General features: G+C 39.8%; 17 protein-coding genes and 1 tRNA gene. 10 read left to right on the top strand and 8 right to left on the bottom strand.

Going from position 1 to position 17,655, the window contains the following annotated elements:
* Positions 1–289 precede the first annotated feature (289 nt).
* The 3 genes from TY15_RS08730 to TY15_RS08720 all read left to right on the top strand — a co-directional run bounded on the left by TY15_RS08730 (position 290) and on the right by TY15_RS08720 (position 3,639).
* Positions 290–892 carry a cell wall hydrolase gene (locus TY15_RS08730; RefSeq protein ID WP_040203769.1) on the top strand — a complete coding sequence of 201 codons (603 nt, stop codon included), beginning with the start codon at positions 290–292 and terminating at the stop codon, positions 890–892.
* A gap of 216 nt (positions 893–1,108) precedes the next feature.
* A complete protein-coding gene (locus TY15_RS08725; RefSeq protein WP_040203767.1) occupies positions 1,109–2,323 on the top strand; it encodes an acyl-CoA dehydrogenase family protein in 1,215 nt (404 codons plus the stop codon).
* 191 nt (positions 2,324–2,514) lie between these two features.
* Positions 2,515–3,639 carry an HAD family hydrolase gene (locus TY15_RS08720; RefSeq protein WP_040203765.1) on the top strand — a complete coding sequence of 375 codons (1,125 nt, stop codon included), beginning with the start codon at positions 2,515–2,517 and terminating at the stop codon, positions 3,637–3,639.
* A gap of 99 nt (positions 3,640–3,738) precedes the next feature.
* Here TY15_RS08720 and serA read toward each other — a convergent pair whose 3' ends face one another.
* On the bottom strand, positions 3,739–5,376 hold the full coding sequence (gene serA / locus TY15_RS08715; RefSeq protein WP_040203764.1) for a phosphoglycerate dehydrogenase: 1,638 nt from the start codon (positions 5,374–5,376) through the stop codon (positions 3,739–3,741).
* 639 nt (positions 5,377–6,015) lie between these two features.
* Between serA and TY15_RS08710 the strand changes: the two genes are divergently transcribed.
* The 3 genes from TY15_RS08710 to thrB are packed head-to-tail and all read left to right on the top strand — an operon-like array spanning position 6,016 to position 9,283.
* On the top strand, positions 6,016–7,311 hold the full coding sequence (locus TY15_RS08710) for a homoserine dehydrogenase (protein WP_040203762.1): 1,296 nt from the start codon (positions 6,016–6,018) through the stop codon (positions 7,309–7,311).
* On the top strand, positions 7,308–8,369 hold the full coding sequence (thrC, locus tag TY15_RS08705) for a threonine synthase (protein ID WP_040203760.1): 1,062 nt from the start codon (positions 7,308–7,310) through the stop codon (positions 8,367–8,369). Before TY15_RS08710 ends, thrC begins: the two co-directional genes overlap by 4 nt.
* Positions 8,366–9,283 carry a homoserine kinase gene (gene thrB, locus TY15_RS08700; protein WP_040203759.1) on the top strand — a complete coding sequence of 306 codons (918 nt, stop codon included), beginning with the start codon at positions 8,366–8,368 and terminating at the stop codon, positions 9,281–9,283. The genes thrC and thrB overlap by 4 nt, the downstream gene beginning before the upstream one ends.
* Before the next feature lie 128 nt (positions 9,284–9,411).
* Here thrB and TY15_RS08695 read toward each other — a convergent pair whose 3' ends face one another.
* Together TY15_RS08695 and TY15_RS08690 are read right to left on the bottom strand one after the other, a co-directional pair.
* Positions 9,412–9,711: a spore coat protein gene (locus tag TY15_RS08695; RefSeq protein WP_040203757.1), complete on the bottom strand. Its 300-nt coding sequence runs from the start codon at positions 9,709–9,711 to the stop codon at positions 9,412–9,414.
* Complete coding sequence (locus TY15_RS08690) at positions 9,708–9,914, bottom strand: hypothetical protein (protein ID WP_040203756.1); 207 nt, start codon at positions 9,912–9,914, stop codon at positions 9,708–9,710. Before TY15_RS08690 ends, TY15_RS08695 begins: the two co-directional genes overlap by 4 nt.
* 137 nt (positions 9,915–10,051) lie before the next feature.
* Between TY15_RS08690 and TY15_RS08685 the strand changes: the two genes are divergently transcribed.
* Genes TY15_RS08685 through TY15_RS08675 form a run of 3 tightly spaced genes read left to right on the top strand, consistent with a single transcriptional unit; the run spans position 10,052 to position 11,788 of the window.
* On the top strand, positions 10,052–10,261 hold the full coding sequence (locus TY15_RS08685; RefSeq protein ID WP_040203754.1) for a hypothetical protein: 210 nt from the start codon (positions 10,052–10,054) through the stop codon (positions 10,259–10,261).
* Positions 10,262–10,275: 14 nt separating this feature from the next.
* Positions 10,276–10,635 (top strand): spore coat protein, encoded by a 360-nt coding sequence (locus TY15_RS08680; protein WP_040203752.1) that lies wholly within the window; start codon positions 10,276–10,278, stop codon positions 10,633–10,635.
* Between the two features lie 16 nt (positions 10,636–10,651).
* A complete protein-coding gene (locus TY15_RS08675; RefSeq protein ID WP_040203750.1) occupies positions 10,652–11,788 on the top strand; it encodes a zinc-dependent alcohol dehydrogenase in 1,137 nt (378 codons plus the stop codon).
* A gap of 48 nt (positions 11,789–11,836) precedes the next feature.
* Here the strand turns inward: TY15_RS08675 and TY15_RS08670 are convergent, their stop codons facing one another.
* Positions 11,837–12,412, bottom strand: coding sequence for an RBBP9/YdeN family alpha/beta hydrolase (locus TY15_RS08670; protein WP_042374331.1), 576 nt, complete (start codon positions 12,410–12,412; stop codon positions 11,837–11,839).
* A gap of 192 nt (positions 12,413–12,604) precedes the next feature.
* Between TY15_RS08670 and TY15_RS08665 the strand changes: the two genes are divergently transcribed.
* Positions 12,605–13,849 (top strand): DEAD/DEAH box helicase, encoded by a 1,245-nt coding sequence (locus tag TY15_RS08665; RefSeq protein ID WP_040203749.1) that lies wholly within the window; start codon positions 12,605–12,607, stop codon positions 13,847–13,849.
* Positions 13,850–14,053: 204 nt separating this feature from the next.
* On the opposite strand, the gene TY15_RS08660 is transcribed toward TY15_RS08665, so the two are convergent.
* From TY15_RS08660 to TY15_RS08645, 4 genes are all read right to left on the bottom strand, one after another.
* Positions 14,054–15,592: a solute symporter family protein gene (locus tag TY15_RS08660; RefSeq protein WP_040203747.1), complete on the bottom strand. Its 1,539-nt coding sequence runs from the start codon at positions 15,590–15,592 to the stop codon at positions 14,054–14,056.
* Entirely contained in the window at positions 15,592–15,915 is a 324-nt protein-coding gene (locus tag TY15_RS08655) for a DUF485 domain-containing protein (RefSeq protein ID WP_040203745.1), read from the bottom strand. Before TY15_RS08655 ends, TY15_RS08660 begins: the two co-directional genes overlap by 1 nt.
* 319 nt (positions 15,916–16,234) lie before the next feature.
* A tRNA-Ala gene (locus tag TY15_RS08650) sits at positions 16,235–16,307 on the bottom strand.
* Between the two features lie 144 nt (positions 16,308–16,451).
* A complete protein-coding gene (locus TY15_RS08645; RefSeq protein WP_040203744.1) occupies positions 16,452–17,147 on the bottom strand; it encodes an MgtC/SapB family protein in 696 nt (231 codons plus the stop codon).
* Positions 17,148–17,655: the final 508 nt, after the last annotated feature.

Here is a 17,655-nt window from a genome sequence, read left to right as displayed (position 1 = left end):
ATTAAGGAATTTGTTGTCAATTTAGTGAAATTTAGCCGAAAATAGATCAAATTATGTTACAGCGAAAATACAAACTGTCATGATCGAACCATAAATGCCCAGTTAAGTGGTATTAAGGTAAAAACTAGTTGATGGATATTAATTCTAATTAATAGATAAATGCTTTCATAGTGGGTTCCATTTTAGGTGGAATAAATATTCCATTTATTGGCTGATGAATTGGTATGTTACAACTGATAGCCTTAGCTGTAGAGAGACGACAAACACAATATAAGCGGGAGGTAATACAATGAATAAACTAAAAAAACTAGTGATGGCAACAGGATTACTTCTATCAATCTCAGCTTTTGCATTAAATGGGACAACAGAAGCTGCAACTACAACACATAAAGTACAATCAGGTGATACGTATTGGAAAGTTGCATCAAAGTTTGGAGTTCCAGTAAATAGTTTAATGCAGGCAAATAATGTTAAGAGCAGTGCTCTTTATGTTGGTCAAAGTCTAGTGATCCCAAGTGCTACTATTTCTGAAGCAGATAAAGACCTTATGGCGCGTCTTGTCCGTGCTGAAGCGGTTGGCGAACCATATGCTGGAAAAGTAGCCGTTGCTACTGTCATCTTGAATAGAGTAGCAAGCCCTGATTTCCCCAATTCGATCAGAGAAGTTATTTACCAAATCTCAAATGGGTATTATGCCTTTACTCCTGTCCAAAATGGTCAAATCAATCAACCTGCGGATGCAGCCTCAAAGCAGGCTGTGAATGAAGCATTAGCTTTTAGAGGACAAGGCAGCGGTTCATTATTTTTCTACAATCCAAAAACGGCAGTAAGTCAGTGGATTACCTCTCGTGAAGTTACGGTGACAATCGGAAACCACCGTTTTGCAAAGTAAGTCTTTCCTTAATAGTATTTCAAAAAGTAAATCATTTATTCCAAAGCAGTGAAACCCATTAACTTGGAGCTTCACTGCTTTTTTTTGTAAAATTTTCTATTCTTTTCTTTTTAAAGGGAGGAATCACGATATTTTAATAGAATCAATTTATTAAATTACTTGAAAGTTAGTTGAACCAAAATAACCAACAAAATATGAGTTGAGGAGGAAGAGAAAATGAATTTTTCATTAACAGATGAGCAAAAGAGTGTAAGAAAGGTAGTCAGAGCCTTCGTTGACCGTGAAATAAACCCGTATATTAAAGAATGGGATGAAAAGGGGCATTTTGAAAAAAATATTCTCAAACGGTTGGCTGATCTACAACTTATGGGTGTATGTATTCCTGAGGAATATGGGGGAGTGGGGATGGATTACAACACACTTGCCATTGTGTGCGAAGAATTGGAACGTGGTGATACAGCCTTCCGTACGGCTGTTTCGGTTCATACCGGTTTAAATAGTATGACATTATTACAATGGGGAACCGAGGAACAAAAGCAAAAATATCTCGTTCCACAAGCAAAGGGTGAAAAGGTTGGTGCATTTGGGCTAACCGAACCTAATGCGGGTTCAGATGTTGCTGCAATGGAGACCACTGCCGTAAAGGAAGGAAATTACTATATATTAAATGGTTCTAAAACATGGATCTCCCTGTGTGATGTGGCTGATAACTTCTTAATTTTTGCAAAAACTGATACAAAAGCAAAGCACCATGGAATCTCCTGCTTTATTGTTGAACGAACACTTGCGGGAGTATCCTCAAAGGCAATTAAAGGAAAACTCGGTATCCGCGCCGGGAATACGGGAGAAGTGTTTTTAGACCATGTCAGGGTTCCAGTTGAAAATTTATTGGGTTACGAAGGGGAAGGGTTTAAAATTGCTATGTCAGCTCTCGATAATGGCCGCTTTACGGTGGCGGCAGGAGCCGTTGGAACGATTATGGCTTCGCTTGAGGCGAGCGTGAAGTATTGTGCAGAACGAAAAACCTTTGGTAAAGAAATTGGCAAACATCAGCTTGTCCAGCAAATGATCGCGAAAATGTCAGCAAACCTAGAAATATCTCGGTTATTAGTTTTTAAGGCGGGTTGGTTAAAAAATAATGGCAAACGGAACACGCAAGAAACATCCTTGGCCAAATGGATTTCTTGTGATGCCGCCTTGGAGGCCGCCAATGATGCGGTTCAAATTCACGGCGCTTATGGCTTCTCCAATGAATTCCCTGTTGAGCGGTATTTGCGAAATGCTAAGGCGCCTGTGATTTATGAAGGGACGAGGGAAATTCATACGATCATGCAGGGAGAGTACGCATTAGGTTACCGTGAAGACAAACCATTGCGTAAAATGCTTCCAGCTTGGCCGTTTAAGGAAATTTGTATCGCAGAAAAGCATTAATTGCTGTAGTCAAAGATGTTAATGGATAATAAGTAAAAAAAGGCAGAGCACTAATACCAAGCCGTATCGCTGGAGTGGAAAATCCCAGGGACGGCTTGTTTTAATATTTTTAAAATAAATACACTTCAAATCATTCGTTATACTGTGTTACGATAACGTATAAAAGTAGTCTGAAAATGGGGGAAGAGAACTTGATTAAAACAATTTTGTTTGACGTAGACGGAGTCCTGTTGAGTGAAGAGCATTATTTCGATGTATCAGCCTTAACCGTTTGGGAGCTCCTGCATAGCCGTAATTACTTAGCACTCGCTCCGGAACAATTTACTACAGACAATAGTAAGGAAGAAATAAAAAAAATAAGAGAGCACGTATTCGTAAACGATACAGTTCTTAAATTTATGAAATCACGCGGCCTCAACGCTAACTGGGATATGATCTATCTATCTTTCAGCCACCAACTGATCTACCTGTTGTCACAAATCAAAGATAAAGAAAAGGAAAATATAGGGAAATGGTGTCAGGCACCAATTAACTTTGATACATTACGAGCGATTGGCAACGTCTTAAGGCAATATGATGTGGAAGTGGATTTTGGTTTGTTTGTGGCAGATTTTTCTCGATCGAAAGCGACGAAGCAGGAGTTGCTCGGTTTCTTGAATGAGTTGGCTAAGGAGAAGCTTGGGGTGGAGACGTCTATTTTTCATAAAGGGGAGTTGTGGTCAATCTGCGAGCATGTTTCTCAGGAATGGTATGTTGGCGATGAAAATGTCCTCGTCTCGACAGGGAGACCTTCCGTACAGACAGGTAAAAAGGGTTTTCTCGCGAATGAGACTACATTAGCCCCTGCTAAAGAAATTGGAAATTTATTTGCATCTTTAACTGCATCAGGATTTACCATTGGAATTGGAACAGGCAGACCAGCCCTAGAGACGATTCAGCCTTTTCAGCATTTAGAATGGCTGGCCCATTTCGATGAGGAACGAATTATAACAGCGGATGAAGTATTACAAGCAGAGAAGGAGCTTGGAGATGGCAAATCTCTATCAAAGCCGCATCCCTACACCTATATAATGGGTTTAAAAGGAAAAGGAACATCGATTCAAGATTGTTTACATACATCACTACCAATCGATCAAGGTGATGAAGTGCTGGTTGTCGGTGATTCTTTGGCAGACCTTCTCGCCGCAAGACAATTGGGCTGCCAATTTGCTGCGGTGTTAACGGGCCTATCAGGGAAAGCGGCACGAAGTGAATTTGAAAGTCATCAGGCAGATTATATTTTAGACTCTGTTTTAGATATAAAGAGTATCCTGTAAGAAGGCGTAGGATGCGGCATTTCTCGATGTCGAATTGAAACTTTTCTACTAAAAAAAGAAAGAGGGGCTGCCACCAGGCAATCCCTCTTTCCCAATAAACTAGATGCTTTCTACCGGCTCTAGCCTTCCTTGTTCAACTGAATCAATATTGGTCAATTCTAGAACTTGTGCTTCTTCTAAACCATCAATTCGTTTTAAGACATGAATGACATTGGCATTTAATGTTTTATCTAAGGTTAAAACCATGATCGCCTCGCCGCCAATAGCAGTCCGACCGACCTGCATGGTCCCAATATTTATAGCGTGATCACCCAATAATGAGCCAACCTTACCGATCATCCCCGGAACATCACGATGCTTAATATATAAAAGAAACTTTTCAGGTTTCACATCAATGCGGTATTGATTGATTTTAAGAATTCTTGCCCCATACCCGTTTAAGACTGTTGCCCCAATTTTAGCTGTTTCCTGACCATTAGAGACGCTTAGTTCCATATAATTAGCAAAACCTTTGTTTGTAGCGTGTTTCACCACATTATAAGAAACGCCTTGTTCCTTCAACAAATGAAGGGCATTAATCAGATTAACAGAATCACTTAAATGATAGGATAGAATCCCTTTTAAAAGTGTACGGGTCAGCAACTCCGTATCTTCCTCAATTAAATCCCCATAATAATTGATTTCAATTTTAGAAGGTGCCTGTTTGTTTAGCAATTGAATAACGAGCTGTCCCATTTGGTCTCCAAGCAGTAAGTAAGGCTGGAGCTTCGCCTGTGTTTCCCCTGACATTTGTGGCATATTAACAGCATTTTGAATCGACTGGGTTTCAAAAATCTCAATGATTTCTGCACTAACTTCTTGAGCTACTTTTTCTTGAGCCTCTACAGTGGAAGCACCTAAATGTGGGGTAACAATTATATTGGGATTTTGTAATAGTTCCACATCGGCGACTGGTTCTTTTTCGAACACGTCCAAGGCTGCTCCAGCAACATGACCTGATTGAATCGCTCTAACTAGGGCTTTTTCATCGATGACCCCGCCGCGTGCACAGTTAATGAAGCGGACCCCTTTTTTCGTTTTACTTAAGTATTCGTCATTGACCAATCCACGCGTATCATTGGTCAGTGGGGTATGGATCGTAATAAAGTCGGATTCTTGAGCAATTAAGTCAAGGCTTGCTTTTGTCATTCCCAGTTTCTTAGCCCGTTCTTCGGACAGATAAGGATCAAATCCTAAAATATTCATGCCAAAGCTTTTGGCCCGTTTCGCCACCTCTGTGCCGATTTTCCCCATGCCAATGACCCCGAGTGTCTTTTTATATAATTCCACTCCCTTAAAGGAGTTGCGGTCCCATGCACCACTAGACGTCTTTTGATGGGCTTGTGGTATTTTTCTTGCTAATGACAACATCATCGCTAACGTGTGCTCGGTTGCAGCAATTGTATTCGCACCAGGAGCGTTGATAACAATAATCCCTTTTCGTGTGGCGGCATTGACATCAATGTTGTCGACCCCTACACCAGCACGAGCGATGACCCGTAGGCGCTTAGCAGCCGAAAGCAAATCTTCAGTTACCTTTGTTTGGCTCCTAACAATGAGAGCATCATAATCACCAATAATTTGTTTTAAATCCTCAGTAGGTAGTGTGGGCTGTCTCTCGACAACAAAATGGGGATGCTCCAATAAGCTTTTTAGTCCTGTGCTGCTGATCCCATCGGTTACAAGTACTTTATACATAATTGTGTATACCTCCTGTAATCTTTGTTATAAAAATAAAAACGTCCCTCATAACAGACAGAAATGCCTTGTTATGAGGGACGTGAATGAACGTGGTGCCACCCTCTTTTGTTGCAGTAAAATAACGCAACCTTCATTATTTAACGGTTTTCACCGGGCATACCTACTAAAAGTTTCAGCAGCCAATTCCGAAGGGCTGGGCAAAGGTTAACGAAATAACTCCGTAACCTTCTTGCATAAGCGAGCAGTGAGGATCAAACATCACTTAATGGAAGCTTCTGCAATACGTAAGAAATATCACCGGTTCGCAGCAACCACCGGCTCTCTGGGGATTTTTCTTAATGCCGTCTTCATCATCACTTTTAACATTATAGTACTCTGAAATTTCAATATTAATTGAATATAGGGATTATTCTACATCCAACCCTTCATGATTGTAAAGGGAGAAAGTAGAAAAAAACAAATTTTTTAAATAGAAAATTTATTTTTTAAAATTTATCCTATTACACTAGGATAGTAAGCGATTACAATAGAAAATAGGGAAACAAATCTATTGTAAAAAAATTCAGAGAATCATATAATGTCTACAACAGAAAAACATTTGTACACGATAAGTGGACATCTGAGGGAGGGGAAAATATGAAAACGATCTCGATTGGATTATTGGGTTTAGGAACAGTTGGTTCTGGAGTGGTAAAAATCATTGAGAATCATCAGGACAAATTAATCCACCAAGTGGGGTGTCCAGTTGTCATTAAAAAGATTCTTGTACAAGATCTACATAAAAGTCGCCCGGTTGAAGTGGATTCAAAAGTATTAACATCCAACGCCGAAGAAATCCTCTTTGACCAGGATATCGATGTTGTTATTGAGGTTATGGGTGGAGTAAATGCCACTAAGGACTATTTAATTACGGCCCTTCGCCAAGGAAAGCATGTCGTGACAGCAAATAAAGATTTGATGGCCTTACATGGCTCGGAGTTATTAACGGTTGCCTCTGAACATGGCTGCGACTTATTTTATGAAGCCAGTGTGGCGGGGGGGATTCCAATTTTAAGAGGGTTGGTTGATGGACTTGCCTCTGACCGAATTACGCAAATGATGGGGATTGTTAACGGGACAACGAATTATATTTTAACAAAGATGAGCGATGAAGGCCGCTCCTATGATGAGGTATTGAAAGAGGCCCAGGCGCTTGGCTTTGCAGAAACGGATCCAACTGCTGATGTGGAGGGACTTGATGCAGCTCGAAAAATGACTATTCTCGCAACATTAGGATTTTCCATGCATATCGATTTAGATGATGTGAAGGTAAGTGGGATTTCGATGGTTACGGAGGAAGATATCCGTTATGGGAAACAATTAGGCTATACCATGAAACTAATTGGTTTCGCTCATAGGGAGGGAGAAAAGGTGGAAGTAAGCGTTGCACCAACGTTCCTATCCAATAATCATCCACTCGCCTCGGTCCAAAATGAGTATAATGCTGTTTATGTCTACGGTGAAGCTGTAGGCGAAACGATGTTTTACGGACCTGGGGCAGGCAGCTTGCCAACTGCAACCGCAGTCGTTTCCGATTTAGTTGGAGTAATAAAAAACTTGCGGCTCGGTGTCAATGGCAGAAGTGCTGTTACCCCACAATATCCGAAGAAATTAAAGGATAATGAAGAGAAGTATTCAAAATACTTTCTACGCATCCATGTACAGGATGTGGTCGGAGTTTTTGCTGACATTACGGCTATCTTTGCAAAGTACGGAGTGAGTTTTGAAAAAATACTTCAGCTGCCAATCAAGAAAAATGAAACGTCGGAGATTGTATTAGTAACTCACAAGGCATCGTTAACCAATTACGATAAAATTTTACTAGAATTATATGATTTACAAGCAGTGAAGGAAATAAAAAGTGCATATAGAGTGGTGAGGAAATCATTATGAGATGGCCAGGATTAGTAGAAGCTTATAGAGAATTTTTACCAGTGAATGAGAAAACGCCTAAATTAACATTGAATGAGGGAAATACTCCATTAATTAAACTTGAGAGACTCTCACAAGAGTGGGGGGTAGAGCTCAATGTGAAAATGGAGGGAGCAAATCCGACGGGATCCTTCAAAGATCGTGGAATGGTGATGGCAGTTACGAAAGCGATTGAAGCAGGCAGTAAAACAATTATTTGTGCGTCGACGGGAAACACTTCTGCCGCGGCCGCCGCCTATGCAGCCAGGGCGGGGATAAAATGTATTATCGTCATCCCAGAAGGGAAAATTGCACTCGGGAAACTCGCACAAGCGATGATGTATGGGGCAGAAATTATTTCGATTGAAGGGAACTTTGACCAAGCTTTACAGATGGTTCGCCATATTAGTAAAGAACAACCGATCACTCTAGTCAATTCTGTCAATCCTTACCGGCTAGAAGGGCAAAAAACAGCAGCCTTTGAAATTTGTGATCAACTTGGGGATGCCCCAGACATTTTAGCGATTCCAGTCGGGAATGCTGGAAATATTAGTGCCTATTGGAAAGGCTTTAAGGAATTTGCCAGCAAAAGAGGTACTGGTCTCCCAAGGATGTTCGGTTTTGAAGCTGCTGGAGCTGCTGCCCTTGTTCATAACCGGGTTTTTGAAAATCCTGAAACAATTGCAACAGCAATTCGGATTGGTAATCCGGCAAGCTGGGATTTAGCTGTTTCTGCTGTACAAGAATCTGATGGTCAGTTTGATGAGGTAAGCGATGAAGAGATCGTCGCAGCTTATAAAAAAGTAGCCGCTGCTGAAGGAGTGTTCGCTGAACCAGCTTCATGCGCTTCTCTTGCAGGTGTTTATAAAAGTATTCAAAATGGAAAAATTCAAAAGGGAACTAAAATTGTCGCTGTCTTAACAGGAAATGGTTTAAAGGATCCAGACACAGCTATCAAAAGCAGTTTAATTAAGCCGATCCAATTGCCAAATGATGAAAAGGCAGTAACAGAACATATTCGAGGAGTTGTCCTCGGATGACTTTAGTTGATCGCTTTATGATTAAAGTACCTGCAAGTACAGCCAATCTTGGTCCTGGCTTCGATTCGATCGGCCTCGCCCTTGATTTATATTTGACCCTAGATATACAAAAAAGTGAACACTGGGAATGTTTCTCGTCTTGTGAGGAATTAAAGGACTTTCCAACCGACGAAAATCACCTAATCTGTCAGGTAGCCATTAACACAGCGGCACACTATCAGACTGAATTACCCCCATGTAAAATCAAGGTAGATAGTGATATCCCCTTAGCAAAAGGGTTAGGTTCGAGTGCAGCAGCGATTGTGGCGGGGATTGAGCTTGCCGATGCTGTTGGCCAATTACGTTTAACGAAGGAGGAGAAGCTTCTACTTTCCACAAAATGGGAGGGACACCCAGACAATGTCGGTGCTTCCTTATATGGAGGATTAGTGATTGGCTGTTATCAGCAACAAGAAGTCGATATCCTGTCATTTAATAATCTTCCGATCGAAATAGTCGTGGTCATTCCCCAAGAAATCTTATTGACGAAGGAGTCACGAGACATCTTGCCGGATACCTATTCTCGTCAGGGGGCAGTCCAAGCCTCTTCAACGGCTAATCTCATGGTAGGAGCCCTTTTAAGTCAAAATTGGTATCTTGCTGGAAAAATGATGAGCAAGGATTATTTCCACCAACCATACCGCCGGCCACTCATTCCCTTTTATGAGGAAATCGAAAAACAAGCAAAGGTCAATGGAGCGTTCGGGGTCGCATTAAGTGGAGCCGGACCAACGATTATTTGTTTTAGTGAAAAAGGGAAAGGGAAGAGGCTTGCAAATGCCTTGCAAGAAGAATTTCCTAAAATGTCTGTGAAGCAAGTCTCTATTGACCATAGCGGGAGTAGTGTGAAGGAAGTTGAGAAGTATGTAAAGTGAGAGAGCAGCTTATGCTGCCCTCTCACTTTTTAATGGAACATAGTGTAACTGTCTTTCCTCAATGTGAGATGTACAATAAACGCATTTTTCAGACATAGTCGTCCACCTCCAACACACTTTCTCCCTTATTACTCTTGAGCAAGGTCAAGGGCAGTGTCTGACGCAGTTAAGTCAACTTCTAACTGTGCACTTAAATTATCAGGATGATAGAATCCTTTAGCAATCATATAGTTGGTAATTTTTTCGTGGGTGGCAATGGCGTCGTTTAATTGTGCCCTTAAAGCTGCTTTAAGCTCTGGGGTACCGGTTTCCGTAATCACCACAGCATAATTTTTTACACTAGCCTTGGCAGAAACGAGAAAGTCTGTCGCTATAACCTGATCCGTCATGCCACCCATCCCCATCATGTTTTGAATAAATTGATTCATCCATTATTCCTCCGATCTGTCAGAAACTCCTGTAATTGCTGAATGTGCAATGTACCGGTCGTAACATCTTCAGAGAGAATAGCCTTTAGCGCTTCGTCTTGAACCAATCCACTCATGGTCGTTGCTTTCGTTAAGCATAGATTTTTAAATGATACCAACTCATGTAGATCTAAGGTCTCATGAAGTCCTAAGTACTTCGTCATTTTGTTCCCTCCAACCTAAACATTCTTTTCACTTTATCCTTTCTAAGTCCATGACTGATTATTCACCACAGGGCCTTTGTATAAATAGTAATCGGTGTAGGAGAAAATACACATGTTAAGAATCTGGAGGTGTACTCGTGGATAAGGAATACTTAGCCCTACATGAAACAATGGAAACACATGAAATCCTCAACTTTAAAACGATTTGCCTACTTCGCTCAAAATTAATGCAAGGAATTTGCTTTGATAATGAATTAAAAGCCTTAATGGAAAAAGATGTTCAACAATCGATTATGGATATTAATGAACTCGTTGATCTTTATAAAAAAAGTAAACTACTACAATAAATGAGGTGAAAAAATTGGAGGACTATTTAGACCCGAGAAACTCTGAAGGAATGCCCAATTTAGCTGATTCTGCGTTTGCTATGGACTTTTTACTATCGGTTAAAAGTGGAATTCGAAATTATGGTTTTGCGATTACTGAAACAGCTAATCCCGAACTGAGACGAGTTTTACACAAACAAATGGAATCCGCAATTGATTTACACACAGAAATTTCTGACTTGATGATCAAAAAGGGCTGGCTGCATCCCCATAATTTTAATGAGCAATTTCCTATTGATTTGAAGTCGGCAGAAACGGCTGTTCAGATTGCAAAGTTAAATCTTTTTCCTAATGATACTGACCGCCTTGGCATGTTTGCAACACCAAATAAATAGAAGGAGGCATTTTAGAATGAAGGCTGTTACATACCAAGGTATAAAAAACGTTCAGGTAAAGGAAGTCAAAGATCCTGAAATACAAAAAGCCGATGATATTATTGTGAAAATTACTTCTTCAGCTATTTGTGGATCAGATTTGCATTTGATTCATGCCATGGTTCCCAATACCCCAACAGATTTTGTGATTGGCCATGAACCGATGGGAGTCGTTGAAGAAGTGGGTCCTGAAGTGACAAAACTAAAAAAAGGGGATAGGGTTATTATCCCCTTTAACGTAAGTTGCGGTCATTGTTGGTATTGTACCCATGATCTCACAAGCCAGTGCGACAATTCCAATCCACATGGAGAAATGGGTGGCTTTTTTGGTTATTCAGAATTAACTGGTGGTTTTCCGGGGGGACAGGCTGAATACCTGCGGGTCCCATATGGGAATTTCACCCCATTTAAGGTGCCGGAAAATTGTGAAGTAGAAGATGAAAAGTTAGCCTTACTGGCTGATGCTACACCAACTGCTTATTGGAGTGTTGATCATGCAGGGGTGAAACCAGGTGATACGGTCATCATTCTAGGTTGTGGTCCAATTGGATTATTGGCGCAAAAATTTGCTTGGCTAAAAGGAGCAAAACGGGTGATAGCGGTTGATTATATAGATTACCGCTTGAAGCATGCTGAAAGAACAAACAAGGTAGAAATTATCAATTTTGAACAACATCCTAATACAGGGGAATATTTAAAGGAAATAACTAAAGGTGGGGCTGATATTGTCATTGATGCTGTTGGGATGGATGGAAAATGGACACCGCTTGAATTTCTTGCTTCTGGTTTAAAATTACATGGCGGGGCAATGGGAGCGATTGTAATTGCGAGTCAGGCTGTCAGAAAGGGCGGAACCATTCAAATAACCGGTGTATATGGTGGTCGCTATAACGCATTTCCTCTCGGAGATATTTTTCAACGAAATGTCGAAATCAAGACAGGACAAGCCCCTGTCATTCCGTACATGCCGTTTCTTTACGATCAGATTAATCAAGGAAAGATAGACCCTGGGGATATCATCACACATGTGCTTCCATTGGATCAGGCTAAACATGGTTATGAAGTCTTTGATACGAAAATGGAAGATTGTATTAAAGTTATTTTAAAACCATAAAGAATAGATAAAAGAAGGGAGTGATAGATTAAACATCACTCCCTCAGTTTATATAGTTACGGCTAATTTTTCATCAGTAAGGCATAAATCCAACATCCAGGACCATTCCCTGTGTCCTGATGCAGTATTAATATGTCCCGCATTTGGTAACACAAATGAACGATGAGCTAAATTTAAATAGTGCTGCGCATCTTCCATATTGCAATAAGGATCATTAGTGGAGTGGATAAATAAGATATCTTCTGCACTATTAGAAAGGTGCTTACCTAACAGTGGGACAGGATAAAAGGATTTTGCTTCAGTAAGAACATTTGTTGGGGACGGTGGAGCAACGAGAATAACTTGTTGAGCAATCCTTTTGTTTTGTGCTGCTGCATAATGCAACCAAAGAAAACATCCTAAACTATGAGTAATCACAGTAAGTTGAGAATCTGCCGGGATAGTTTGTATTGCCCTATTTAATTCCTCCATCCAAACGTCCCTATTCGGGGAGTCGAATTGTGAGAAGGTTGGATAACAAACATGGTAGTTCCTCTTTCTCAGTTCTGCAGCCAGCCAAGTTTGCCAATGTTCAGTGCCACTTCCACCTAATCCATGGACAATGAGAAAACTTTGTTCATTCATATAATCCCTCCTTTAATTTAACTATTCCGATTGAATAAGTTGGTATTAAAGAAATTATAATGCTTTTAAAAAGAAAAGGCAATAATTGTTTCCGTATTTTATCCCTAATAGTAAGATAAAAAAGTTATTTGCAATTGTGATGAAAAACCATCAATATTAGTAGATAGGATTTTTAGAAAGTAGGGGTATTTTTTGGCAGACTTTTTATCATTAGGTATTTCGGAAACAATTGTAGATACATTACGGGGCTATGGTGTTGCCGTACCAACCCCGATTCAAGAACAAGCTATTCCATTTGTTATGGAGGGGAATGATATTATTGCCCAAGCACAAACAGGTACAGGAAAAACATTTGCCTTTATCCTGCCAATTCTTGAAAAAATCAATCGGGAAGCTACACATGTTCAAGCGTTGATTGTCACTCCAACGAGAGAACTTGCTTTGCAAATCACTGATGAAGTCGAAAAACTGACTGCAGATATGGAAGGTGTTGCGGTTTTAGCCGTTTACGGAGGACAAGATGTAGCGAAGCAATTGAAAAAATTAAAAAGGAATCCTCAAATAGTGGTCGGGACGCCCGGCAGACTGTTAGATCATATTAGGAGAGAAACGGTTCGCTTATCAGAAATATCATTCCTTGTTCTGGATGAAGCCGATCAAATGCTCCATATTGGCTTTTTGGGTGAAGTAGAGACTATTATCAGGGAAACGCCGGTAACGCGACAAACCATGTTGTTCTCAGCAACGATGCCACCAGAAATACGAAAATTAGCTAAGAAACATATGGATTCACCAGAATACATTCAGGTCGAAAAAACACAAGGACCTGCAGACAATGTGAAACAAATTGCCTTTCATACTACTGATCGGGCAAAACAAGCCAACCTCATTGAATTGGTTGAAACATATCGACCATTTTTAGCTGTTATTTTTTGTAGGACTAAAAGAAGAGTAAGCAAGCTTTATGATGCTCTGAAGGCTCAAAAATTTGCCTGTGATGAGTTACATGGGGACTTGTCCCAAGCTAAACGAGAACAGGTAATGAAGCGGTTTAGGGATGCTGAGATTCAATTGTTGATTGCAACGGATGTGGCGGCAAGGGGGCTTGATGTAGAAGGTGTCACTCATGTATTTAACTATGATATCCCTCAAGATGCAGAAAGCTACATCCATCGAATTGGACGAACAGGTAGGGCTGGTATGACGGGTTTGGCTTTGACCTTTTACTCCACAGACGATCGACCAACACTTGAGTCAATTGAAAAGGAATTAAACATCACCATCCAAAAGCAAAACCTTGGTGCCTCTGAAAGGGAAGATCGAGGAAGACAGAACCAATCATTCAAGGGAAAACAAGCGAATTCAAGTTCTTCAAGCTTCCATCCGAAAAGAAGTGGGGATAAATTCAAATCAGCTGGATCTAGAAGAAGAAAGTAAACGGCGCATAGGAAAGGGACTGAAATGATTTCAGTCCCTTTTTTAAAAGATAAGAAAGTATAAATTTTGACTTTGAGAATTGTCCAGCTCCAGGCGCCATCGGCTCGAGGTCACAAGCCAATCCGTCGAGAAGGTTAAAGAACAACCTTCCCGCCGGCTCGTCTTGTGCTTGTCGACGATTACGGGCGCCTTGCGCTTTTCTTATTATCCTTTTATTCCAATACCAGTATTGGATTTTACAAGTACTTCTTCATATCTCTTCACATCAGCTTTTTGATTTGAAAAGATGGTTCCTAGATAACCGGCTATAAATCCGAGTGGGATAGAAACAATCCCAGGTGTTGTGTATGGGAAAATAGGATTGCCAACAAAAATAGCTTTTCCGGCTTCAGGACTGAAAACATTTGGACTAATGATAACTAAACCAATCGCTGAAATGAGTCCTACCACCATTGCCCAAATCGCACCTGATGTATTAAATCGTTTCCAGTAAATAGTGTAAATAATAACAGGTAGGTTAGCGCTGGCGGCAACAGCAAAGGCAAGTGATACAAGAAAAGCGACATTTAAGGTTTGTGCACCTAATGCCAATATAATAGAGACAACAGAAACACCTACGGATGCCCAGCGTGCCATATTGACCTGCTGTTTCTCTGTTGCCTGCCCTTTACAAAGAATCTCATTATAAAAATCATGAGCAACCGCAGATGCTGAAGTGAGAACAAGTCCCGCGACAACCGCTAGAATGGTAGCAAATGCTACAGCAGAAATGAACGCAAATAACATATTGCCGCCAAGGGCCTGTGCTAATAGTGGTGCTGCCATATTACCAGCAGGGTTTGCAGCTACAATGTCAGAGTTACCTACAAAAGCTGCGGCACCAAAGCCGAGGAAAATGGTCATAACATAAAAGATTCCAATGATCCAGGTCGCATATACAACAGAAGAACGAGCTGTTTTCGCATCCTTTACGGTAAAGAAGCGGACAAGAATGTGGGGTAATCCCGCTGTTCCTAGTACAAGCCCCATATTTAATGAAATCGTATCAAGGCCGACTTTATATTTTACCCCTGGATTCAAGAAGGATTCCTTTAACGGCGTTGCAGTTTTCATCTGAGCGAACATATCGGTAATACTCCAATTAAACTTAGCGAACACCATGATTGAGATTAATAAAGTACCACCCATTAGTAGGATGGCTTTAATAATTTGGACCCAACTAGTTGCATGCATTCCACCAAAAATAACATAAACGGTCATTAAGACCCCGACGATTAACACAGAAGTGGTATATTCTATGCCTAATAATAATTTAATAAGTGCACCTGCACCAACAAGCTGTGCAATCATATAAAATATCGAGATTGCTACGGTATTCATTGCTGCAAATCCACGTATTTTCTTGGCGTCAAAACGGGAGGCAATCATATCCGCAAATGTGTATTTACCTAGGTTCCTTAAGGGTTCAGCCACTAAATATAGAACAACAAGATAGGCGACAAGAAAACCAATACTATAAAAAAATCCATCAAAGCCTGTTAAGGCAACGGCGCCGGCGATTCCTAGGAAGGAAGCTGCTGACATATAATCTCCAGCAATCGCCATGCCATTTTGCCAGCCTGTCAATCCGCCGCCCGCAGTATAAAATTCACTTGCATTTTTTGTTTTTTTAGAAGCGTAATAGGTAATGATTAACGTTACAAATACGATTCCTAGAAACATAATAAAAGCAGGAGTATTCATCAGTCCTTTCCTCCCTCTTGAACTTGATTTGCTAATTCATCAAATTTAGCTGCTTTTTTTGAATAGAGCATGCATAAGACCCAAGTCATGATGAATTGCAAGAAGGCAAATACCCATGCCCAGGTAATGCTGCCAATAAATTTATGATTTAAGATTGTTGAATAGGATGTTAAGATGGGTAATGCAAAATAAAAGCAAAAAAAGAAAATAGTAGTTGGGATAATAAATTTTTTCTTTTCAGAGAGTAATGTTTGAAATGCTGGTGAATGAACAATTGATGTGTAATCGCTTTCAGAATTGGTTTTTGTTTTTCGTGCCTCCAATGGAAGCTCCCCCTCTCAGTAAACAAAACTTATGTTTAACACATATGTTGAAAAAGAAGTGACATGACTGATGGTCATAGGGTGTAGAAAAACTAAAGTTACGGCAGGATGTGGGTAAAAGAGGAAAAGAAATGAGTGATAGAAGAAATCCCTCCTTGTTATATTTTTCTGAATCTTAAAACAGTTTATTTTATTATAGTAATAATAGAATAAACTAAGCAAGAGGGAAATGAAAAAATAGGAAAATATTACTATTTTTTCCTATTTGAGTAAATAAAAGGCACAAAAAAACCCTCGCTATGCGAAGGTTTTCTAAATATGGAGACTAGGGGGATCGAACCCCTGACCTCTTGCATGCCATGCAAGCACTCTCCCAGCTGAGCTAAGCCCCCAATTTGATTGGTACAAAAGAAATTATATCTGCATTATAAGAATCTTGCAAGAAGAAATTTTTGAAAATTAGACTATTTTTATAAAAAGAATGGATAAGATACCACTTTGAGAAATTTAAGTGCCGGAAACCATACGCTTTTCACTTAGCCAATACTTTCAATCTCAACTTTTTGAACGCCCTCTAAGTCAGAAACAGCAGCGTATACCTCCGTCGTCTTCTCGCGATAATCAACGGCTACTAATATTTGGACTAAATGATCCCCATTATCTAAATCCTTAATTCGGAGCCTTCGAATAATATACTTTTTTTCAAGTAGAAAAGAGATGGCCGTTTCAATTTGGGCTTGGTCTCTAATAAATAATTGCAGGGTAATTTCTTTTTCTCGCAATTGTTTTGGACCAACTAATTTCATTAAAAATGGGACTAATTCAACACTAATAATAAGAAGAGCGACCCCGGCAAAAGCTTCAATATAAAAGCCAGCCCCAACTGCAATTCCAATTCCGGCGGCTCCCCAAATCATTGCCGCAGTGGTTAATCCCGAGATACTGTCATTTCCTCTTCTTAAAATGACCCCTGCACCTAGAAAACCGATTCCAGAAACGATTTGAGCCGCAAGTCGGAGCGGATCCATTGTGATTTTTACATCATCAGAGGTTGGAAACATATATGCCGATTGTATCGATACAATTGTCAGTAAGCAACTAACAACAGATATGACCAAACTTGTTTTAAGTCCAACTGGTTTTCTTTTTAATTCACGTTCAAGACCAATAATAAGTCCAAAGACTGCGGAAATGCCTAGCTTAATTAATATATCAATATCGACATTGCTCATTTTTATTCACATCCAATTTTATTGTCATGTTACTAATAGGGTAATTATGATTCAATTGGAAACCGTTACTTTGATTCTACACTGATTAGAGTTTGGAAGGAAAGTGAGATAAAATACAAAAACCATTCTATTACTTATCATATGTATTTATTCTCTAATAGAAGAAGAGGAAAAATAATTTAAAGGATTGATGAGGATCATATTCTTTCACCTTTCACTGATATTGGCGAAATAAATCTAAAAAACTTTTAAAAATTATATTGCAATCATTTATTACCCATGGTATATTAATTCTTGTCCTCATCGAGAGAGCAACAGTAACTGAAAAAAATTAAAAAAAGTTATTGACTTTTAAATGTTGGATATGATAAATTAAGGAAGTCGCTTTTGAGCGATTGAGACATTTGTTCTTTGAAAACTAAACAAACAAAAACGTCAACAAACAATAAATTATTAGTTTCTTCATTGAAACTAAGCCAACGTAACAAATGAGCTTATCAACTTTCAT

Source organism: Neobacillus jeddahensis (genome assembly GCF_000612625.1).
Taxonomy (GTDB): domain Bacteria; phylum Bacillota; class Bacilli; order Bacillales; family Cytobacillaceae; genus Neobacillus; species Neobacillus jeddahensis.
This window is presented reverse-complemented; position numbering and strand designations above follow the sequence as displayed.